The sequence below is a fragment of the Stenotrophomonas sp. CFBP 13725 genome (genome assembly GCF_014841935.1).
In the GTDB taxonomy this organism is placed as follows: Bacteria; Pseudomonadota; Gammaproteobacteria; order Xanthomonadales; family Xanthomonadaceae; genus Stenotrophomonas.
Genome location: NZ_JACYUV010000001.1, coordinates 614,384 through 636,200 on the forward strand (window position 1 = coordinate 614,384; position 21,817 = coordinate 636,200).

Annotated in this window: 17 protein-coding genes; 9 read left to right on the top strand and 8 right to left on the bottom strand. The window is 66.0% G+C overall.

The genetic code is table 11. The annotated features are described in order from the left end of the window. The first annotated feature begins 6 nt into the window (after positions 1 to 6). Positions 7 to 1,968, top strand: a complete 1,962-nt coding sequence (locus IFT65_RS02750; RefSeq protein ID WP_192079954.1) for an HWE histidine kinase domain-containing protein — start codon at positions 7 to 9, stop codon at positions 1,966 to 1,968. Positions 1,969 to 2,203: 235 nt separating this feature from the next. Here the strand turns inward: IFT65_RS02750 and IFT65_RS02755 are convergent, their stop codons facing one another. Both IFT65_RS02755 and IFT65_RS02760 read right to left on the bottom strand, forming a co-directional pair. Then, positions 2,204 to 2,521 carry a hypothetical protein gene (locus IFT65_RS02755; protein ID WP_192079956.1) on the bottom strand — a complete coding sequence of 106 codons (318 nt, stop codon included), beginning with the start codon at positions 2,519 to 2,521 and terminating at the stop codon, positions 2,204 to 2,206. A gap of 43 nt (positions 2,522 to 2,564) precedes the next feature. Further along, entirely contained in the window at positions 2,565 to 3,293 is a 729-nt protein-coding gene (locus IFT65_RS02760) for an SGNH/GDSL hydrolase family protein (protein ID WP_249405026.1), read from the bottom strand. Between the two features lie 215 nt (positions 3,294 to 3,508). Between IFT65_RS02760 and IFT65_RS02765 the strand changes: the two genes are divergently transcribed. Further along, positions 3,509 to 5,683, top strand: coding sequence for a hypothetical protein (locus IFT65_RS02765; protein ID WP_192079960.1), 2,175 nt, complete (start codon positions 3,509 to 3,511; stop codon positions 5,681 to 5,683). 404 nt (positions 5,684 to 6,087) lie between these two features. Here IFT65_RS02765 and IFT65_RS02770 read toward each other — a convergent pair whose 3' ends face one another. Next, positions 6,088 to 8,937 carry a TonB-dependent receptor gene (locus tag IFT65_RS02770; protein WP_342365834.1) on the bottom strand — a complete coding sequence of 950 codons (2,850 nt, stop codon included), beginning with the start codon at positions 8,935 to 8,937 and terminating at the stop codon, positions 6,088 to 6,090. Positions 8,938 to 9,094: 157 nt separating this feature from the next. Here IFT65_RS02770 and IFT65_RS02775 point away from each other — a divergent pair, with 157 nt between their 5' ends. Further along, positions 9,095 to 9,877 (top strand): DeoR/GlpR family DNA-binding transcription regulator, encoded by a 783-nt coding sequence (locus IFT65_RS02775; protein WP_188326945.1) that lies wholly within the window; start codon positions 9,095 to 9,097, stop codon positions 9,875 to 9,877. A 327-nt stretch (positions 9,878 to 10,204) separates the two neighbouring features. Here IFT65_RS02775 and IFT65_RS02780 read toward each other — a convergent pair whose 3' ends face one another. Next, positions 10,205 to 11,350, bottom strand: coding sequence for an amidohydrolase family protein (locus IFT65_RS02780; protein WP_192079964.1), 1,146 nt, complete (start codon positions 11,348 to 11,350; stop codon positions 10,205 to 10,207). Positions 11,351 to 11,464: 114 nt separating this feature from the next. On the opposite strand from IFT65_RS02780, the gene IFT65_RS02785 reads away from it, so the two are divergent. Genes IFT65_RS02785 through IFT65_RS02805 form a run of 5 tightly spaced genes read left to right on the top strand, consistent with a single transcriptional unit; the run spans position 11,465 to position 17,867 of the window. Then, the gene (locus tag IFT65_RS02785) at positions 11,465 to 13,561 is read left to right on the top strand and encodes a glycoside hydrolase family 36 protein (RefSeq protein WP_192079966.1); all 2,097 of its coding nucleotides are present in this window, start codon (positions 11,465 to 11,467) and stop codon (positions 13,559 to 13,561) included. Positions 13,562 to 13,578: 17 nt separating this feature from the next. Next, on the top strand, positions 13,579 to 14,487 hold the full coding sequence (locus tag IFT65_RS02790; protein WP_188327243.1) for a DMT family transporter: 909 nt from the start codon (positions 13,579 to 13,581) through the stop codon (positions 14,485 to 14,487). 11 nt (positions 14,488 to 14,498) lie between these two features. Beyond that, positions 14,499 to 15,788, top strand: coding sequence for a D-tagatose-bisphosphate aldolase, class II, non-catalytic subunit (locus IFT65_RS02795; protein WP_192079969.1), 1,290 nt, complete (start codon positions 14,499 to 14,501; stop codon positions 15,786 to 15,788). Next, on the top strand, positions 15,775 to 16,935 hold the full coding sequence (locus tag IFT65_RS02800; RefSeq protein WP_192079971.1) for an SIS domain-containing protein: 1,161 nt from the start codon (positions 15,775 to 15,777) through the stop codon (positions 16,933 to 16,935). Before IFT65_RS02795 ends, IFT65_RS02800 begins: the two co-directional genes overlap by 14 nt. After that, positions 16,932 to 17,867, top strand: a complete 936-nt coding sequence (locus IFT65_RS02805; RefSeq protein ID WP_192079973.1) for a BadF/BadG/BcrA/BcrD ATPase family protein — start codon at positions 16,932 to 16,934, stop codon at positions 17,865 to 17,867. The genes IFT65_RS02800 and IFT65_RS02805 overlap by 4 nt, the downstream gene beginning before the upstream one ends. A gap of 93 nt (positions 17,868 to 17,960) precedes the next feature. Here IFT65_RS02805 and IFT65_RS02810 read toward each other — a convergent pair whose 3' ends face one another. From IFT65_RS02810 to IFT65_RS02825, 4 genes are all read right to left on the bottom strand, one after another. Next, positions 17,961 to 18,386, bottom strand: coding sequence for a hypothetical protein (locus IFT65_RS02810; RefSeq protein ID WP_192079975.1), 426 nt, complete (start codon positions 18,384 to 18,386; stop codon positions 17,961 to 17,963). 30 nt (positions 18,387 to 18,416) lie between these two features. Continuing rightward, positions 18,417 to 18,740: a hypothetical protein gene (locus IFT65_RS02815; protein ID WP_192079977.1), complete on the bottom strand. Its 324-nt coding sequence runs from the start codon at positions 18,738 to 18,740 to the stop codon at positions 18,417 to 18,419. A 267-nt stretch (positions 18,741 to 19,007) separates the two neighbouring features. Further along, a complete protein-coding gene (locus IFT65_RS02820; protein ID WP_192079978.1) occupies positions 19,008 to 19,637 on the bottom strand; it encodes a LysE family translocator in 630 nt (209 codons plus the stop codon). Next, positions 19,634 to 20,371 carry a YqcI/YcgG family protein gene (locus IFT65_RS02825; RefSeq protein WP_192079979.1) on the bottom strand — a complete coding sequence of 246 codons (738 nt, stop codon included), beginning with the start codon at positions 20,369 to 20,371 and terminating at the stop codon, positions 19,634 to 19,636. Before IFT65_RS02825 ends, IFT65_RS02820 begins: the two co-directional genes overlap by 4 nt. Positions 20,372 to 20,555: 184 nt before the next feature. On the opposite strand from IFT65_RS02825, the gene IFT65_RS02830 reads away from it, so the two are divergent. After that, on the top strand, positions 20,556 to 21,704 hold the full coding sequence (locus tag IFT65_RS02830) for an aldo/keto reductase (protein ID WP_192079980.1): 1,149 nt from the start codon (positions 20,556 to 20,558) through the stop codon (positions 21,702 to 21,704). Positions 21,705 to 21,817: the final 113 nt, after the last annotated feature.

Below are 21,817 nucleotides of genomic sequence, written 5' to 3' on the forward strand. Positions count from 1 at the left end.
AAAACGGTGGGCCTGACGAACTTTCCCTTCGCCACCATGCCCCCTGCCCTGTCCGACGTCGCCGTCGAAACGATCCTCGACGACTCCCGCCTGGGTGTCTGGCACTTCGATATCGCTCGACGGCAGCTCACGGCGTCGGGTACCGCCGCTGATCAACTGGGCGGCATCGCACCTGCCGTGTTGCGCGCTGCATGGCGGCGCGTACATCGGCAGACCCGCGACGCCCCGCACTTTGAGATCGAACTCCCCTGGACCGATGGCAACAGCCGACGCTGGCTGATGCTGCGCGGGCGGCTGGATCGGCAGCGTGACCATATCAACGGCATGTGCCTGGACATGACCCGCCGGGTGCGCGCCGAACTGCTGGTACGAGAACAAGCAACACTGCTGGATACGCTGGCACGGGGCACACCGCCGCGCGAGTGCCTGCAGGTACTGATCGACTCGATTGAACGGATGAAGCCGGGTCTGCGGGCGTGCGTCATCGTCACCTCCGCACGTGAGCCGCTGGTGCGTTATGTCATCGGGAGCAGCATGCCCCCTGCTCTGCTGGAGCAACTCGAGCGCGCGTCTTGCTCCCCGCTCGCCGCCCGCTTTACTGGCGGGTCTGTCGCTGCTGTGTCGCCAGACGTTTCGACGGACGCGGCATGGGCGACGCAGTGGCAGGGCCATTGCCAGCAACAGGGACTAGAGGCGTGCAACCCGATTGCCATCACCCACGCCGGTGCAGGTCCGCGTGCATGGCTGCTGATGTGCCTGTCCGAGGCGCGCCCGCTCAGCGGATGGGAAGAAGAGGTCGCGCAGTTCGGCACCCGTATCGCGGCCGTCGTGCTGGACCGCGAAGACCAGCAGCTGGCACTGGAGCGGGCGGCCGATGCGGTGGTGCACGCGCTGCATGACGCAGAACGCGAGCGTCGCCGCCTGAAAGCGTTTTTGGACAGCTCACCGGACCTTGCTTACATCTTCAACCTCGATCATCGCTTCACCTACGCCAATCGTGCCCTGTTGCGGATGTGGGGCAAGACCGAGGAAGAGGCGCTGGGCCTGAACTGCCTGGAGCTGGGCTACCCCGACTGGCATGCAGCCATGCATGGCCGCGAGCTCGATCAAGTGATCGCGACCGGCAAGCCCGTACGTGGCGACGTCCCGTTCGAAGGTCCTTTGGGGCGTCGCATGTACGACTACATCTTCGTCCCGCAATTGGACGCGCGCGGCAACGTCGAAGCGATCGTCGGGACCACGCGCGATGTCACCGAGCGCAGCGAACATGAAGAAGAACGGCGACGCAGTGAAGCGATGCTCCGCATCCTGGTCGATGAGCTGCAACACCGGACACGGAACATCATGTCGGTAGTGCGTGCGATGGCCAGCCGCACCCTCGCCACCAGCCGCGACATGACCGACTTCGCCGGCCGTTTCGATGCCCGCCTGGATGCCCTGGCACGCGCGCAAGGCCTGCTGTCGCGGCTCGGCGAACTGGACCGGGTGCAGTTCGATGCGCTGCTGCGCGGGGAGCTGGCCGCGCATTGCGATCCGGCGGCACAGGGCGATCAGATCGTACTGGAAGGTCCGCACAACATTCCCTTGAGATCAGGCAGCGTGCAGCCCCTGGCGATGGCGTTGCACGAACTGGCGACCAACGCGGTCAAGTACGGCGCGCTGCGCCAGCAGGGAGGTCGGCTGCATGTGCGGTGGTCGCTGCTGGAGGCCGGCGCTGCTGCCGACGGTGCCCCTACGCTGCGCATCGACTGGAACGAACACGATGTACACGACCTGCCGGAGAATCCCCAGCAGATCCGTGGCGGTGGTGCAGGACGTGAGCTGATCGAACGCGCGTTGCCGTACCAGATCGGCGCCGACGTCGACTACGGCTTTGCCGATGATGGACTGCGCTGCACCATCCAGCTGGATGCTTCACAGCTGCAGCTCGATGCGATGGACCGCGCACAGCCGTCGATGGCGAACTGATCGGGTACTTCGCCGAGCGTGGCTCGGCGCTACCTATATCTGCCGACGCCCCGATATCTGCCGGCGCCCCCGTAGCGCCGACCCATGGTCGGCGAGCGCAGCGGCCGCGTGGTGCAACACTCCGCCGAGCGTGGCTCGGCGCTACTGATATCTGCCGACGCCCCGGTAGCGCCGACCCATGGTCGGCGAGCGCAGCGGCCGCGCGGTGCAGCACTCCGCCCAGCGTGGCTCGGCGCTAACGTTGTGCACCCGCATACCACGTTGCATACGGCGTGTTCTTCACCAGATGACGGTTGAAGTCCTTCGCCCCATCGCTCCACCAGACCGGCCCACGCTCTCCCAGCCCTATCTTCGCGGCGTCAACCGCGGCACGCGCGGCAGCAAGCTGCGCTGCGTCGTCTGCAGCCAAGGCCGTTTTCACCGCTCGCCGCGCATCCATCAGTTGGGCCACCAACGCCGCCCGGGTGACCTCGTCCAATCCAGGGTTGGCTGCACGCCACAGACGTCCGCGGACGACAATGTAACGGCCATCCGGTGTGCTGGGCACGCTCAACGCAGCATTCCGTCCGGCGAGCGACCAGACCGCCCGGCTCGTTTCACCGCTGCGTCCCCTGCGTCCTGCCTGATGGCACCACGCCCGCCGCAGCCAGTGCGTCGGCGATCGCGGCCTCGGCCAGGGGGGCCATGCGCGCGTATCCGGCCGGCGTGGTATGCACCCCGTCCGCCGACAGCGCGACATCCAGCCCGCCTTCCTTGTTGGTCATGAGCGCGTGGTAGTCCAGGAACACGATTCCCTCTGTGCCTGCGTATTGCTTCAGCGCTGTGTTCAGGGCCCGCACCTTGTCCGCTGGCCGCAGCCCTGCGCGCCACGGGTAACTGCTCACGGGAAGCACCGATGACAGCACCACCGCGATGCCATGGGCCTTGGCCAGTTCCACCATGCCGTGCAGGTTGTCCTCGATCATCGCCTGTGTCGCAGGGCCAGTGTTGCCGGCGATGTCATTGGTGCCGGCCAGCACCACGACGACCGCCGGGCGCAACGCGATCACGTCCTGGCGGAAGCGCAGCAGCATCTGCGCCGTCGTCTGTCCGGAGATACCGCGGTTGATGTAGCCCTTGCCGGGGAAAAACGTACTGCTGCCGGTGGCGCCCCATCCTTCGGTGATGGAGTCGCCGAAGAAGACCACACGCGGGCGGTCGGCCGGGGCGGCAGGCAAGGCGGCATTCTGTTCGCGGTAATACCCCAGTTGCGGCCAGTCGGCCAGGCGCTGCTGCATGGCGCGTATCTGTTCGGGCTGAAGCGATCCGGGCTCGGCATGGAACATCGGGTCACTGGCCGGCGGTTCCGGCAGTGCGGCGGGGCTGGCCATCATCAGGATCGGCAGCAGGTTGGACAGCAGCGACATGCGGTTCACTCCAGTGACAGGCAACAGGGACGTGCAGCCCCCCTGCAGAAAGTAACACCTGAGCCTGCAGCCTTCACGCTGTTGCCGCCGGCCGCTGCCGATAGTAGCGGCATGATTCCCGCCTGCGGTCCACCATGCCCCTGATTCCTGCGCGTCTGCAGCGCCTGCCGCGCTGGCCCCGACCTGTCCGTATCGCGCTGGCAGCCCTGTTGGCGCTGTATCTGTTGTATCTGCTTGCAGGCAACATCTTCCTCAACACGCCGCTGTTCGACATGGTCACCAACCGCAAGCCGGACAAATTCCAGCTGCACAGCGGCCCTGCCCTGACCGTGGTGCCAGGGCATGCAGTGCTGTGGAACGTGCATGTACGGGTGCAGGCCAACCGGACGGTGTTCGTGTTCAGTGGTGAGCGGGCAAGCGCGTATATTTCGCTGCCCGCGCTGCTGCGTCGTGAGATCCATATCCCGCGCGTGGATGCCGCCGGCGTACGCGCGGTGATCCGCCAGGTCGACAAGGCCATCCCGCCCCCGCCGCGCAGCGACCAGGGATGGACCGTGCGTATGGATGAGATCCATAGCGACAGCATCCGCAGCGGCGAGTTCGGCAAGCTGCTGATAGCCGGCAAGGGCCAGGCGACTGTGGGATTTGTCAAGCAGCTGCGCGGCGGACCCGCCGAGTTGCTCGACAGCACGGCGACGTTCGATGAGGCCACGATCAGCCTCGATGGCACGACCGTGCTGGACCAGGCCCACCTTGACGCGCGTGCCAGCTTTCCGCGCCACTACCGCGACGAAGCGCCGGGACGCCGCAAGCTCGGCATCCTGACCGCCGAGTTGAAGGTGGATGCGCGCAGCCAGGCCCTGCGCATCGACACGGCCGGCGCCCACGTCAAGGTCGGCACGATTCCGTCTACGGCGAGATTGCAGGCCGATCTGGCAATGGATCACGGCGGCGTGCTACGGCCGGGTAGCCATCTGGTGTGGCGCCTGCCGGTGCACGCCGGTGATCACGCGACCGATCGCGGCCTGTTGGCACTGCAGCTCAACGTCGCCGAGCAGATCCGCCTGCAGGCCCGGCTTCCAAAGGACGAGGACACCGGCAGCGAGATCGACGCCGACCTGCACATCGCCGGCCGCACGATTCCCTTCGATGATCTGTCCGACCTGCTGCCACGGACCTCCGGCGACGTACGCGCGAGCTGGAAGTTCGAATCGCTCAACTGGATCTCCGAGCTGATCGTGCGCAAGCCGTGGTTCCGGCTGGATGGTGGCGGACTGGTGAAGGCAGACCTGAAACTGGCCAATGGCCAACTGGCACCGGGCAGCACCGCCGAGGTTCCGCAGGTGGTGGCCATTGCCGATGTGGCGGGGGTGCGGATGCGCGGCGATGCACATGCCAAGGGCCGCATTACCGAAGGCGCCACGCCGCAGGCGGAGTTGAAGGTGGAGATTCCCCAGTTCCGCGCCGCACCGATGAATGCGCCCGATCAGGTGCTGTTTGACGGCCGCGCCATGTCCTTGGATCTCACCGGGGATGCACGCCTGAAAGAGCTGAAGGAAGGCGTGCGCGCCCGGTTGCGGTTCAACGACGCGCGCGTGCCCGACCTGTCGCGCTACAACCGCTTCGTGGGCAATGACCAGCTGCGGCTGCTGGGCGGCACCGGCCTGCTGAGTGGCGATGTCGAGCTGGATACCTCCGGCCGCATCGGGACGGGCAAGGCCGACCTGCGTGGCGAAGGTGCGCGGATGCAGCTGGCCGGTGTCGCGATGCGCGGCGATGCGCTGCTGCGGGCACGCATCAAGCGGGCGGATTTCGAGCAGAAGCAGTTCGACCTGGGCGGCACCACCGTACGTCTGCAGGACGTCCGCATCGCCGACAGCACCGATGCCGGGTGGTGGGGCGAGCTGGCGGTGCGCAGCGGGCATCTGGGTGCGTCGGCGCCGCTGAATGCCGATGCGGTGGCCGACATCCGCCTGCGCGATGCAGGACCGTTGCTGGATGTATTCGGCGAACGCAGCGCCTATCCCCGGTGGGTACTGGGGCTGGTGGATTCGGGTGAGGTGCAGGCCAGCGGCCAGTTGCGTTGGCGGCAGGGCCAGCTGGTGGTGGATGATCTGGAAGCGGAGAACGCACGGCTTTCGTTGCGCGGGCGGCTGGACATCGGCAAGCCGGGCAAGCGCGGCGACCTGTACCTGCGTTGGGGCGTGCTGGGCGCCGGCATCGAACTGGACGGTGAGAACCGCCAGTGGCATCTGGCCGGCGCCAAGGAATGGTATGAAAAGCAGCCCCGGCTGCTGCCGGCCCGGTAGCGCCGACACCGGTAGAGCCGACTTCAGTCGGCTGCACGGAAAATGGTAGAGCCGACTTCAGTCGGCTTCAGTCGGCTTCACCGAGAATGGTAGAGCCGACTTTAGTCGGCTTCGGCCTGCAAAAGCAGCCGACTGAAGTCGGCTCTACCAATGCAAGAGCGGGATCAGGTGCAGGTGCAGGTGCAGGTGCAGGTGCAGGTGCAAGTGCAGGTGCAGGTGCAGGTGCAAAAGCAGCCGACTGAAGTCGGCTCTACCAGTCCAGGTTCATCCGGTCAGGTTCATCCAGTCAGGTTCATCCAGTCAGGTTCATCCAGTCAGGTTCACCCGGTCAGGTTCACCCGGTCAGGTTCACCCGATGCGTGACAGTCTGCGACCGTCACGCACCGGCACTACGCTTCGCTCGCTCAGAAGCGCGCGCTGAAGCCCAGCGTGAACGAGCGGCCGTAGCGGTAGTAGCCCTGCGACAGCAACGGGTTGCCGTTGATGCTGTAGGTCTGTGCTTCGTCCAGCAGGTTCTGGCCTTGCAGGCTGACGCTGAACATGTCGTTGATCTCATACGAGATGCTCGCGGTCAGCCAGGTGATCTCGTCGGCCTGTTCGTTGTAGCCCGCTCCCAGCACGTTGGTGGCGGTCACGAAACCGTCGCTGTAATCGGCCGTCGCACTCACCGACCACGGGCCCTTTTCATACATCAGGCCCAACGAATACACCGACGGCGCGATGCCTTCCAGCGGGCGCTCTTCGCCGCCGACGAAGCTCTTGGACCAGTTGCGCGTGTACTGCGCGCGGAAGCCCAGGCCGTTCTCCCAGAAGTGCTGAAGGCCGGCTTCGATGCCGTGCACCTTGGCGTAGTCGCCGTTGATCGGGCGCATCACGTTGAACAGGTAACCCGGCACGCCGATGTCCTGGCCCGGCTCCCAGCTGGTCGTGATCTGGTTTTCGATCCGCTTGTAGAACACCGCCATGTTGGCGATCGACTGCTCGTCGAAGTACCACTCCAGCGAGACATCGCCCTGCTGCGCGGTGTACGGCTTGAGATCCACGTTGCCGCCGTAGATCTGGGTGAACTCGCCCCACGACACGCTGGCCGTGGTGTTGGTCGGTGCGAGCTTGTCCACCGGCGGGCGCGCCATCGTCTTGGCCGCACCCAGGCGCAGCAGCAGATCATCGGTGAAGCGCCAGGTGAAGTTGCCCGACGGCAGGATGTAGCGGTAGCTGCCGTCCTGCAGCACCGGCGTCGGGTCGGCGTAGCGTGCGGTGTAGTTGAACGCGCCGTTCTCGGTGATGCTGATGATCTTTGCATCCCACGCCTGCGCGCGCGTCGTCGTGCTGACCACGCGCACCCCCACGTCCGCGCTCCAGCGCTCGCCGGACAGGTCGGCCTGGACGTAGAACGCGTTGGTCTTTTCTTCCACGCGGTAGCTTTCCAGCGGATTCCACTGCGGTGCGGCGTTGGCGAAGTCGTACACGCTGCCGTCGGGACGCGGGTTGCCGTTGTAGGCTTCCAGGCTGGCCAGGTAGTTCGGCACGTCGAAGCCCAGGAAGCTGCGCGGGAAGTTCGAGCCCACTTTGTTCATGAAGTTCGGCAGTGACAGGGTGCGGTCCAGCACGCCGCCTCCCAGGTCGCCGACGTTGATCGCGTTGTCCACCGAGTAGTAGTCGGCGCCGCCGTTGAGGGTGTTGTTGACCAGGTCACGGCGCTTGCTGCGCTCGGTGCGGGTCATGCCGAAGTTCAGTGAGTCCACGCCCCACTCGCCGACGTACAACTTGCCGGCGATGGTGCCGCCCGTGATCTCGTCCTTGATGTTGTCGCCACGCAGTTCCATGTAGTGCGTGTTGAAATCACGGTCATTGAACTGGCCGTTGGCCAGCCCCGTGGACAGATCGCGGCCGTCATCCAACGTCGTTGTGACATTCGGCACGGCGTCGCCGGTCAGATCGATGCGCGTGACGTTCGGCTGGTTCATGCGCAGCACCACGTAGGTGTCCTGCCCGCCCGACTTGCGCTCGGAAGTGGAGCGGTACACATCGCCGGTCATGGTCAGGCTGTCGTTGACCTTCCAGCTGCCGTTGATGCCGAACAGATCGGTATCCACCACGCGGTGCTCGGTCTGGTTGAGCACTTCCGGGTTCATCCGCTGCTCCGGATCCGGGTTGTCCATGGTGAAGCCGGTGACGATGCCGTTCTGCACGTTGATATCCGACCAACGACCCGGTGCGAACAGCGGGTAGAACGACTGCTGGTAAGACACCTGCGGCGAATCCAGGCGGGTCTTCAGGCCGTCCACCACGATGCGCACGTCGTCGTTGGGACGCCACTCGAACTTGCCCGAGAAGGCTTTGCGCTTCTTGTCTTCCAGCACCGAACCGACGCGGAACTGACCCGGCGCGATCAGACCGTATTCGTCCGGATCCAGTTCGCCATTGCCGTTCGGGTCGATGTTGCCGCCCCAGGCATTGCCACCCCAGCTGGGGTCGGCCGGATCCGGATTGCGGGTCCAGCCGCCGTCATTGCCCGCGATATCCGTGCGGTCCTTGCGCTCGGCGTAGACCGCGCCGATCAGCAGGCCCATGGTGTCGTCGGCAAAGGTGTTGCTGTAGGTCGCAGAGAACTTGCGGCCGTTCAACTCGGACATCTGGTTGTGGTCGCCCTCTGCACGCACGATCGCATGCTGGCCCTTGTTGTCGAACGGGCTGGCCGAACGCAGATTGATCAGGCCGCCGATCGCCCCTTCCGTGAGGGACGCCTGCGCGCCCTTGACCACATCGGCGCCACTGATCACGTCCGACGGCAACACGTCGTAGGCGAAGTCGCGCCCTGCGCCGTCGGTGGCGAGGATGCGATTGTTGAAGGTGGTAAGCGTGTACTCCGGGCCCAGGCCACGGACGCTGACTTTCTGCCCTTCGCCACCGGCCGTGCGGGTGATCGATACGCCGGTGATGTGGCTGAGCGAGTCGGCCACGTTGTCATCCGGGAAGCGGCCCAGTTCCAGCGCGCTGATCGAATCCTGCACGGTAGACGCATCGCGCTTCAGTTCGGTGGAGCGCGCCAGCGCGGCGCGGACACCGCTGACCTGCACGGTTTCCAGATCGACGGCGCTGCCGGCAGGTGCCTGCTCAGCAGCAGCCACCGGTGTGCCGGCGGGCGGCGGCGTGTCGGGACTGGCTTGCTGCGACCACGCCGTGGCGGGCAGCAGCAAGGCAAGGGTGATTCCATGGTAAAGACAATGGCGATGCGGACGGACGGCGTTCACGGGCTCTTTCTCCTGAGGCATGAAGCGTAGGACGGTGGCTGTGGGGGCCTGGCTGGTGAAGCAACGAAACCGAGCGTATATGAGGTTTCGTTTTGCATCAATAGCGAAATGTAACGAAAAGGCGCATACTCTTGAACGTTTGAAAGGAGCTCTCTGCATGGTCGCCACCCGGGACACCAGCCATCGCCGCCAACAGATCAGTGAACTGGTTCGCCAGCACGGCAGTGTGCAGGTGTCCTCGCTCGCCCAACAGTTCGGCGTGAGCCTGCAGACCGTGCGCAAGGACCTGCGCTACCTCGCTGAGCGCGGGGTCATGGCGCGCGCCTACGGCGGCGGCATCGACAGCGGTGCGGTGAGTGCTGCGCCTGCGGCCGAGCCTCATTACGAGACCAAGCGCACTGTGTTTCTGGATGAGAAGCGCCGCATCGGTGCACGCGCTGCGGCGATGGTACGGCCGGGCGACACCATCGCGATTGATTCGGGCACCACGGCGATGCAGCTGGCCGAGGCCCTGCCGGACATTGATCTGACCGTCGTCACCAACGATTTCGGCGTGCTGACCGTGCTCAGCCCGAAGACCCGGATCAACCTGGTGATGCTGGGCGGAGAACTGCGGCGCAAGAACATGGCCTTCTATGGCGGGCTGACCGTGGAAGCACTCGATGCCCTGCATGTGGACCTGCTGTTCCTGGGCGTGGATGGATTCGATGTGGAGCGCGGCATCACCACGCATTACGAACCCGAAGCCATGCTCAACCGCAAGATGGTCGAGGCGGCACGTGCGGTGGTCGCGATCACGGACAGCTCCAAGTTCGGCAAGGTCTGCCTGCACCGGATCATTCCGGTATCGGACATCGACACGCTGATCACCGATGTCGGCGCCCCCGACGACGTGGCCCAGCACTGCCGGGCCCTGGGCGTGGACCTGCAGCTGACCTGATTTGCAGCGCAGCGGCGGCGGCGGCTGGCGGGGTACAGCCAGCGGGTAGAGCCGACTTCAGTCGGCTGCACCCAATCCACGCGCACTGACCCACTCCGCCGAGCACGGCTCGGCGCTACCAAAGCCCATTCACCGGTCGCCGCGCGTGGTCAACCGCCTACCGGCGGGGTAGAGCCGGCGGGTAGAGCCGACTTCAGTCGGCTGCACCCAACCCACACGCGCCGACCCACTCCGCCGAGCACGGCTCGGCGCTACCAAATCCCATTCACCGGTCGCCCGGAAGCCGCGAGGCACGGCGCGGCGTCACCCGGATTCCTGGGCCCGCCGTTACAGCTTGAACTCGCGTGCTGCGTTGCCGTAGTACACCTTGTCGATCACCGTACGCGGCAGCGCCAGTCCGGCGACATCGGCGGCCAGCACGTCGATGTGCTGGGTTTCGTCAGTGGCCAGGTAGCGCCAGTCTGATTGCCACACCGCATGCGTTTCCGCCTTGAACTGTGCCGTATCCGCGCCCGGTGACTGGGTCAGATCGGTGCCGTAGAGCAGCCGATCCTGGTAGCGGATGAAGAAGTCGCGCACCTTCGTGCGGTCCGCATTGGACTGGTACTGCACCTGACTCATGCGTGCAGCCAGATCGACCGTCGCGTTCGGAAACCGGTCAAGAAAGCCGGCCAGCACGTCCACGTCGTACTCCAGGCTGGCCATGTGCGCCCCGATCACCCGCAACTGCGGATGCGCGGCGACGAAGCGGTCGCGCACCGCCATCAGGTCGGCGTGCGAAGGCTGCTCCGGATGCAGGAACATGTGGTACTGCGGGTGCTTGGCAAAGTACTCGCGGTCGTTGTTGGTGGTCATCTTGTCCAGCGGCAGCCAGCAGTTGTACGGCTCGCCCTGGTGCGCGATCAACGGCACACCCAGCGCGCGCACATGCTCGGCCACCGGTGCAAGGCCTGGGTCGTCGAGCATGATCGCCCTGCCCTGCTCATCCTTCTCCACCATGCCGATGTTCTTCCAGACCTTGACTGCCCGCGCGCCCTCGGCGATGTCGCGGTCCAGCCCCGTGCTGACCTGCTGCAGCCAGCCCTCGCTGCCATAGCCCTTCATCGAGAATGTGGTCGCCCAGTGGAAGTGCGCGGGATCCTGCTTCGCCTGCGCGACGGCGATCGCATGCTGATCCTGCAGGCTGGGGAAGTCCGGGTAATCGACATTGATCGACAGCACCTCGAAGTTGTCCGCGCGCGCCTGCTGCAACAGGGAGGTGTCACGGTCGTTGGCGTGCACATGGGCATCGAATTTGCGCACGGTGGCGAAGTCGGCCATCGCATAGGGCGTAGTGTTCGTCGTGACGGCGTCAGCGCTCGGTGCGGGCACCGACGCATCGGTTTTGCCGGCCCCGGGTGACGGCGAGCAGGCCGTGAGACTGATGGCCGCCAGCGCCACTCCAAGGGCCAACACCTGCTGCTTCACTGCCATGACGCACTCCACTGTTAGGAAACGAAACTTAATCGAACCATATCGCAACAAAACGCTTGCATCAACGTTTGGCGCGTGCGCAGAATGACCCTCATCGTTACTCGGAATGACGTTATGCCACCGATTGGACGCCGTACCGCATTGAAGCTGATTGCCGGAACCGTGGCAGGCAGCATGGCGTGGAGTGCAGCCCCTTGGGCGCGCGCCGCGATGGCTCCCCGTTCGACGGATCAGGCCGCCGGCGATGCCGTGCTGAGCCTTGCCTTCGACAAGCGCATGCATACCCGCGTTTCCCGCAACGGCAAGCCCCTGACCGGCTGGCAGCCCAGTGAAGCGCTGCTGCTGGCCGACAGCGAGATCGTCGACTTTGCACTGGTGGATCAGCAGGCGCATGTGCTGGATGACCCCCGTCATGGCTCCGGCAAGCAGGTGGTCTTCACCGGCCGCTCCCGCGACGGGGTGGAAAAGCAGGTTGCGGTGAGCAGTTTTGACCAGCAGCCCGGTCTGGCCCTGCTGCAGGTGCGTTACCGCAACATCGGCAGCGCGCCGCTGGCCGTCACCGGTTGGCGCAACAGCGCGTACCAGCTGGACGAGGCGCCGGGCGGTTTCTGGAGTTTTTCCGGTGCCACCCACACCGATCGCCGCGACTGGGTGCAGCCGATGGATGCGGGCTTCGACCAGCGCAACACGCTGTCCATGGATTCATCGGACTACGGCGGCGGCACGCCGGTTGCCAATATCTGGCGCCGCGATGTCGGCCTGGCCGTTGGCCATGTCGAGCCCGTCCCGCGCCCACTGGACATGCCGGTCAAGCGCACTGCGAAGGGTGCGGCCATCGCCATCGAATCACCGCAGGCCGTCACCTTGGCACCGGGCCAGGAACTGGTGACCGAGCGGACCCTGCTGGCCGTGCACGAAGGCGATTTCTACGCGCCCCTGCAGCAGTACCAGGTCTTCATGCGCGGCGAAGGCATCGAAGGCCCACGTCCGCCCGATTCGGCGTTTGCGCCGATCTGGTGTGCCTGGGGCTACGAGCGCGACTTCAGCGTGGAGCAGATCTTCGCCACGCTGCCGAAGGCGAAGGAGCTCGGCTTCGAATGGGCGGTACTGGATGACGGGTGGCAGACCAACGAAGGCGACTGGAAGATCGACCTACGCAAGTTCCCGCGCGGCGATGCGGACATGCGCGCGTTCACCGCGGAGGTACGCCGCCACGGCATGCGTCCGCGCCTGTGGCTGGCGCCGTTGGCCGCCGATCCGGGCAGCGACGTGCTGCACGACCATGTCGACATGCTGTTGCTGGACAAGGAAGGCGCCTTCCAGACCGTCACCTGGTGGAACGCGCTGACCCAGTGTCCGGCTTACCAGCCGACCATTGATTTCTACGTCGAACTGACCCGCAAGGCGATCGCCGACTGGGGCTTCGAGGGCATCAAGCTGGATGGCCAGCACCTCAATGCCGTTGCTCCCTGCTTCAATCCGGCGCACAAGCACGCCAGCCCGCAGGATTCCGTGGTCGGCCTGGCGAAATTCTGGGATGCAATCTACCGCGCGGCGCACGATGCGAACCCTGATGCCGTCGTCGAGCTGTGCCCCTGCGGCACCGCATTCGCCTTCCACAACCTGCCGGCCACCGACCAGTTCCCGTCGTCGGATCCGCTGTCGTCGTGGCAGGTGCGCAGCAAGGGTAAATCCATCAAGGCGCTGATCGGCGACCGCAGCAGCTACGCCGGCGACCATGTGGAGCTGTCCGACAACCGCGATGACTTCGCTTCCAGCGTGGGCATCGGCGCGGTGATCTCCAGCAAGTTCACCTGGCCGAAAGACACCGATCATCCCTCGGTCCCCCTTCCGCCCGGTGGCTTCGTACTGACCGACGAGCGCGAAGCGCTGTGGCGTCGGTGGGTGGGCCTGTACAACACGCACATGCTGCCCAAGGGCGAGTACCTGGGCACGCTGTACGACATCGGCTTCGACAAGCCCGAAGCGCATGCCATCGCCAAGGACGGAGCTCGCTACTACACCTTTTATGCGCCCCGCTGGGATGGCAAGGTCGAGCTGCGTGGACTGCCGGCCGGCCGTTGGGCGGTGCGTGACCTGTTCAACGACGCCGATCTGGGCGAGGTGGACGGCGGCACCGTGGCCCGCCTGCCCGCGCGGTTCGAGCGCTTCCTGATGCTGCAGGCCACCCCTGCCGGTACCCGCGCATGAGCGCGGAGGCCGTCGTGATGGCTGCCCCGCCCGCGCGCCGTCGCCCCTGGTTGGGATTCGCGCTGGCCACGGTGGCCCTGTGGGGTGTGTGGGGCGCGCTGTCCCCGCTATCCGCTGCGCATGGCTTCCCGGATACGCTGGTGTACTGCGTCTGGGCGCTGACCATGGTGCCGCCGGCGCTGTACATCCTGTGGCGCGGCGGCTGGCAGTTGGAGCGCTCGAAGCGGGCGATCGGCTACGGCCTGATCATCGGCCTGCTCGGTGCCGGTGGGCAGATGCTGCTGTTCCATACGCTGACCATCGGTCCTGCGTACTTCGTGTTCCCGGTGATTTCGCTGTCGCCGGTGGTGACCATTGCGCTGTCTTTCCTGCTGCTGCGCGAGCGCACCGGCTGGCAGGGCACGCTGGGCATCGTGCTGGCCCTGGTGGCGCTGCCGCTGCTGGACCTGTCTTTCGGGCGCGGCGAAGCCGGCTTGGGCTGGTTCGTGCAATCCCTGCTGATCATGCTGGCGTGGGGCCTGCAGGCCTATTTCATGAAACTGGCCAACGACACGGTGCGGGCGGAGAGCATCTTTGCCTACATGACGCTCGGCGCGCTGCTGCTGGCACCGGTAGCCTTGGCGATGACCGACTTTTCGCAACCGATCAACTGGGGCCTGACCGGGCCGTGGATGACCGCCGGCATCCAGATCCTCAACGCGATCGGCGCGCTCACCCTGGTCTTTGCCTTCCGCTACGGTAAGGCCATGGTGGTGGCGCCGCTGAGCAACGCAGGCGCACCGCTGGTGACGGCCGTGCTGTCGCTGCTGTTCGCCAGCGTCGTGCCGGGCCCGCTGAAGACGGTCGGCCTGGTCCTCGCCCTGATCGCATCGCTGCTGCTGGTGCTCGAACCCGAGCGCCAGACACCGCCTTCCCCCCTCCCCTGACAGGACTTCCCATGCACGTTCTGCTCGACCTGGTCGCGCGGCATCGGCAAGGCCACGCCATCGGCGTGACCTCGATCTGCTCGGCCCATCCCTTGGTCATCGAGGCCAGCCTGCGCCACGCGCAGCGCACCGGTCAGGATCTGCTGTTGTTCGAGGCGACCTGCAACCAGGTCAACCAGGATGGCGGCTATACCGGCATGCGACCGGCGGACTTCGTGCGCTTCGTGCATGACATCGCCGAGCGCGTGGGTTTCGACGCCGGCCGCATCGTGCTCGGTGGCGATCATCTGGGTCCCAATCCGTGGACGTCGCTGGACGCGGCGGCCGCGATGGACAAGGCCGAGGTGATGGTCGGTGAGTACGTCGCTGCCGGCTTCCGCAAGATCCACCTGGATTGCTCGATGGCCTGCAGTGGCGATCCGGAGCCGTTGCCGGAAGCCGAGATCGTAAGGCGTGCCGTACGCCTGTGCCGTGCTGCGGAGGCCGCGTGGCAGCAGGCCGGTGGCGAGGCGCCGGTGTATGTGATCGGCACCGAAGTGCCCGTGCCCGGCGGCGCCACTGAGTCCATCGAAGGCCTGGCGGTGACCACTGCCGATGCCGCGTTGGCCACCATCCAGGCGCATCGCGTCGCCTTCGAGGCCGCCGGCCTGGGCGAGGCGTGGCTGCGCGTGCTGGCCTCGGTGGTGCAACCGGGCGTGGAGTTCGACCACCACGACGTCATCGACTACGACAGCAGCAAGGCACAGGCGCTCAGCCAGTCGGTCACCACGGTGCCGGGACTGGTCTTCGAAGCGCATTCCACCGACTACCAGACCCGCGATGCGCTGGCCGCGCTGGTGCGTGATCACTTCGCGATCCTGAAGGTGGGTCCGGGCCTGACATTCGCCCTGCGCGAAGCACTGTGGGGACTCGATGCCATCGAGCGCGAATGGATCGCCGATGACCAGCGCGCGCGGCTGCGCGAGGTCACCCTGCGCCGCATGCAGGATGCACCCGGTTATTGGCAGCGCTATTACCACGGCGAAGGCCGTGCCCTGTCCACCGATCTGCAGTACAGCCTCAGCGACCGCATCCGCTACTACTGGCCTGACCCGCAGATCGAAGCGGCGCGGGTGCAGCTGTTCGACAACCTGCGGGCCGACCCGCCGCCGATGCCGCTCATCGGCCAGTACCTTCCCCATGCCTTGAACGCGGTGCGCAACGGAACGGCAACGTTCGATCCGCAGTCCCTGGCCATGGCCCATATCAGCGCTGTCCTCGATGACTACCACCATGCATGCACGAACCATGACCTCACCTGACATTCTCGGTTTCCCCGAACCGACGCTGGAAGCGAACGGTGCACTGTGGACCGCGCGCGAGATCGCCCAGCAACCGGACATGCTGCAGGCCACCGATGCCCTGGTGGCGACGATGGCCGATCAGCTGCGCGCGTTCGTCGGGCCCCTGATCGATGACCCGTCCGCGCGCGTCGTGCTGACCGGTGCGGGCACATCGGCGTACATCGGCCAATGCCTTGCACCGCTGCTGGACCGCCAGCTGGCCGCACGCGTGGACGCCGTACCGACCACCGACATCGTCTGTGCACCGCGCCTGTACCTGGACCCGACCCAGCGCCTGCTGCTGGTGTCCTTCGGGCGTTCCGGCAACAGTCCGGAAAGTCTGGCAGCGGTCGAGCTGGCCGAATCGCTGGTCAATGAGGTGCACCATCTGGTGGTGACCTGCAATCCCACCGGCGCGTTGGCGCGGGTGCCCGTGGCCCGCTCGATGACCCTGCTGCTGCCCGAGCAGACGCACGACACCAGCTTTGCGATGACCTCCAGTTTCAGCTGCATGATGTACGCCACGCTGGCCGCGCTGGTGCCTGCCAGCGTGCGCGGCGGTCGCGTCGACGCCATTGCGGCAGCCACCGCGCAGGTGATCGACACCGCCCTGCCCCTGCTCCACACCTTGGCCGAAGCCCGCCATGATCGCGTGGTGTATCTGGGCAGCGGGCTGCTGCAGGGCTTGGCGCGCGAAGCCACGCTGAAGCTCGGCGAGCTGACCAACGGGGCCGTGGTCACGTGCTATGACTCACCGCTGGGATTCCGCCATGGTCCGAAGACCTTCGTCACCGATTCCACGCTGGTGGTGGTGTTCGTGTCCAACGATCCGCACACGCGGCGCTACGACCACGACCTGATCGACGAACTGCGCCGCGACGGCTGTGCGGCGCGGGTGATCGAGATCTCCGCCCAGCCGCGCGACGCGGACGCCGCCGATACGCTGGCGGTGCGCGGGCTGCAGGACGCACACGATGTCGAGCTCCTGTGGCCTTATGTCGCCGCGGCGCAGATCTACGCGTTCCTGCATTCGCTGGCGCGCGGGGTGACGCCGGACAATCCGAACCCGGCCGGCATCGTCAACCGCGTGGTACAGGGCGTGCAGTTGTACGCGTTGGACGCATGAGTGGCGCGCTGTACCTGGGCGTGGACGGTGGCGGCACCAAGACCCGCTTCGCCCTGATCGATGCGCAGGCCACGCTGCTGGCCGAGGCGCAGCTGGGGACGACGTATCACCCGCAGGTGGGGCTGGACGGCGTGCGTGCGATTCTTGCTGAAGGCATCGAGCAGGTCCTGACGCAGGTTGACGCAGGACGCGAGGCCATCCGCCAGGCGTTCTTCGGCCTGCCTGCGTACGGCGAAGACAGCCGCGCCACTGCCCGGCTGCAGTCGATTCCCGGGGACGTGCTGGGTCACGCACGTTACAGCTGCGACAACGACATGGTCTGTGGCTGGGCCGGGTCGTTGGCCTGCGCCGACGGCATCAACATCATCGCCGGCACGGGCTCGATGGGCTACGGACGTCGCGGTGCGGCCTCGGCACGTGCCGGCGGCTGGGGAGAAGCGTTTTCCGATGAAGGGTCGGCGTACTGGATCGCCGTGCAGGGGCTCAATGCGTTCTCGCGGATGAGTGATGGGCGCCTGCCGCGCGGGCCGCTGCACGGCATCCTGCGCGAGCACTTCCAGCTGGGCGAGCATGACCTGGACATCTGCGCGCATGTATACGGCGAGGGCCACGGCTCACGGGGTGAGTTGGCGCAGCTGTCGCCGCTGGTGTCGCGCGCAGCACAGGCAGGCGACCCGGTGGCCGCCTCGATCTTCGAGCGGGCCGGGCACGAGTTGGCTGCCATCGCCGACGCGCTGCGCATCAGCCTGGGGTTCGCGCCGGGTGAGACCGTGCCGCTGTCCTGGTCCGGCGGTGCCTTCAGCGCAGGGGATGCACTGATGGGGCCGTTCTCGACCGCGCTGCACGCTGCCAGCCCGCACTTCACCCTGCAGGCACCCCAGCATCCACCGCATTACGGCGCCGCACTTTACGCGCGACTGTTGGCGCACTGACGCTGTAACGAAGATGGGTGGGGCCGCGCCATGTTCGCGGCCCTCGCGGCCACGACCATGATGGCTGTCAGGTCCCACGCGCATCAGGCAACGTTAGCGCGTGTCCGCAGGCGCAGGTCCACTACCGTCCCTGTTCAACGGCAGGACATGCTCCGACGACAGGGTACCGCCACGTCGCAACGTCTCGGCCGCACGTGAAATCCATTTGTTGAATGCAGCGTCATTGATGTGCATCGCAACGCTTACCTGTTCAGCCGATTCTTCGCCCCGCAGTCGCTGAACAATCGGACCATTGAATTGGTCAGGCGAGACCACGCCGCTGTATTCGACACTGGAGTATGTCGGCCCCACGACCATCGCGGCCCACAACTCCGTGCGTATGGCACCGGTGGCGAGACTGTCGTGATCCAGGCCGAAGTCGAACCACGTGCTATCCCAGTCAAGCTCGCCATCGGAGAAAAGTGCGGCGTACACCTCACCGATGACCGACTGCTGCCATCCCATGATGCTGACGAGCATCTTTGGGGGTACGGGCACATCTGTTCTGGACTACAGCAATGACTTGAACGCTTGATGGCGCGTGAAGCCGGGCAGACCCGGATACGCCTTGCACACGCTGGTTGGCAGTGCGCTGACCGCGGCAACGAGGTCTCTCAACGCATCGGCATACGGCGCCATTGCCGCTTCGTCCAGGCGCGAACTCAGGCGGCGCCAGACATCATCGTCTCCGAGACCGAGAACGATCTGTTGCAGACGCCATGGCTCCAGGGCGCGATCCGTGACGCTTGCCTGCCTCGCCTCCCACACCGCAGGAAGCCGTTTGCTCCAGTCCTCCCGCGCCGGATCGGAAGAGCGCACGGGCGAGGCCTGCATGGCACCTCCATTGCCAACTGCTCGCAGCGGGAGCGGGCCGGGGGCGGTCGCAGTCACGGGCGCGCCCGGTGCAGAGGGCTCTCGCAGGATGGAGCGGCCGCCAACAGGGGAGATCGGAAACACGGGGGGGAGCGCACCTGATTTCACGAGTTTCAGTAAAACTGCTTGCGTGCGGATGCGCTTTCGCATTCCGCTCTGGCTGGGCGAGCTGCCGCAGGGCGCGGTGGTTAAGTGCGATGACGCATCGCCGGGACGGCCGCTTGACCGTCATCCCGACGCGCTCCAGAACGCGCGCCCGGCAAGCACCACCCCCACCAGTGCCACAACGATCAGCAGCACGCCCGAGCACCGCAGCAGCGCACGCTGCAGCACCGGTCGAAGCAGTCGACGCACCAGCTGGAACATCACCATCAGCGTAGCGAAATCAAGCGCCACCCAGAGCAGTGTCAACACCACCAGGCTGAGTGCCGGCTGCGGCATGATGCCGATGAACTGCGGGAAGAACGAGGCGAAGAAGATGATGTCCTTGGGGTTGGCGATGGCGACCACGAAGCCTTTGCCGAAGCCTCCGATACCGCCGCCTGCCTGCGGCCGGCCTTCGAAGGGGACCGCGCGCAGCAGCCCCCAGCCGACGTAGCCGATGTACAGCGCCCCCAGCAGTTTGACGCCGTTGAAGTACGCCTCGTCGATGGCCAGCAGACCTTGGACCATGAGCGCCGACAGCGCGATCAGCAGCAGCGACGCCGCATTGGTACCAGCGATGGTCGACAATGCGCGCCGCGGCCCACCGGACAGTCCCGCACTGACCACCAGGATCATCACCGGGCCGGGCAGCGCGATCATCACCGTGACCGTCACGATGTAAAGCAGTAACAGGTTCAGATCGAGTCCGATCATCGCAGGCGCCTGCGCTGCGTGGAGAATGGGCAGCACGCAGGCGCCTCCAGTCCTGGCTCGTCCAGTTGGTACTGCATCCATTCGCGGTTGCCCGGTTCGCCATGGAATCCCAGGCTCGCCGGCGCAGGCGCCTGGTTGTAGCACTCCACGCGATCACGGATCCGCGCGCGCAACGCTCGCCCATGCGGCGAGGCTGCGCTGGCGACCACGTCGAAGTTCTCGCGCGGATTGACCACCAGCACCAGGCATCGGCCCAGGTTGCGACTCCTCAGTTGCACATGGGCGGCCGAGCTGATGTTGACGAACAACGGCACGCCGTTGAAGCAGAAACTCCAGGCCGGGTCGTCGGTGTCATCGGGCACTTTCGCCGGCCATGCCTGCGGATCGTAGCGATGCAGCCATTCCAGCAGCTGCCACGCCGCCGCATGCTGGTCCATTGGCTGCTCGCCTTCTTCGCTGCGGAAGACCAGGCACAGCGGCCGATAGAGACGCTCCTCGATGGCGACCGTCTTGACCATGTCGGTGTAGGCGGCCAGTGCTTCACGCGCGGCAACGTAGCGATCGCGCTCGCAGAACTGGAACCAGATGGAACCGGCCCGCCACGCCTTGCGCGCGAACAGACACGGGAAATCAGCATCCGCCAGCCGCTGGCGGATTTCTTCCCGTGCCACCTGCTGCCAGGCAGGCAGTTCGAGACCGGTATCGCTGCCTGTTTCTTTGCCTGCACCCTGCATCGCACTCTCCCCTCCGTTGCATGGGAAAAGCCTAGGCAGCGCGCTGGCAGCGCACTTGCAGGAATCGCTCGCCCCCGGCGGAACGGGCGTCGGCGATGGCCGTTCCCGCTGCGTTGACACGGTGCCGCGATAAGGTCGTGTGGCTTGCGAGCGCCCTGCACGCCTTCCCCTCCAGGAGACCCCAGTGAACTCACGACGTCAGTTTCTTTCCCTTGCCGCGGCCAGCGCGGCGGTCATGGCGGCCTCGCCGTTGTTCGCGCAGTCACCGGCACCGGGCAGCGTGCTGCCCACGCGTGGCACACCCCGCAGCGGCGGCAGCCCAGTTGCGCGACCGCAGCCCACGGGTGGCCGCTACCGTCCGCCGACCCGCATGGGACTCGGCGGTGCGCCCTTGGGTGGCAGCCTGGCACCCACTACCCGTGACGCAGCGCAGGCCACCATGGCGGCGGCGTGGGCCTCCGGCGTTCGCCTGTTCGACACCTCGCCCTGGTATGGACTGGGCCTGAGCGAAAGGCGCATGGGCAATGAACTGCACCTGCACCCCGCCGATCAGTACACCCTCAGCAGCAAGGTCGGTCGCCTGCTCACGGGCACGGCCGGCCCCCTGCAGAAAACCAACTGGCACGATCCGGCGCCGTTCCGTTATCGCTACGACTATTCCGCAGACGGCGCACGGCGTTCCGTGGAAGACAGCCTCAACCGGCTGGGCGTATCGCAGTTGGATATCGTGTTCATCCATGACCTGTCGCCGGAAAACGAAAAAGACCTCGGCATGCCGTGGGAACAGCGCTTTGCCGAAGCACTGCGCGGCGCCATGCCGGAACTGTCGAAGATGCGTGAGGAAGGCTTGATCAAAGGCTGGGGGTTCGGGGTGAACCGGCCGCAGCCTGCACTGCGCGCGGTGGCCGAATCAGATCCGGACATCATGCTGCTGGCCTGCCAGTACTCACTGCTGGACCACGAAACCACCCTGCGCGACACCTTCCCGAAGCTCGCTGAAAAAGGCGTTTCGGTGATGGTGGGCTCGCCGCTGCTGGCAGGCTACCTGACCGGCCGCGAGCGCTATCTGTACGGCAGCCCGATCCCGGAATGGGCGCCGGCCAAGCGCGCCAAGATCGCCGCGATCTGCGAGCGCCATGGCATCGACCTGCGCACGGCGGCGCTGCAATTTGCCGACGCGCCGTCGGTGGTCTCGTGCATCGTCCCCGGTGCACGGACGCCCGAGCAGGTCCGCGCGAACGTCGCGTCGATGTCGATCGCCATCCCGGCGGATTTCTGGGCGGAACTGAAGAAAGAAAAACTGATTTCCGCCGACGCCGAAGTGCCTGCGTGAGGTGTGGATCAAGCGGGGATTGATCGCTTGGTGGATTGATCGCTTGGTGGATTGATCGCTTGGTGGATTGACGGGGCGGTGGATTGATCGCTTGGTAGAGCCGACTTCAGTCG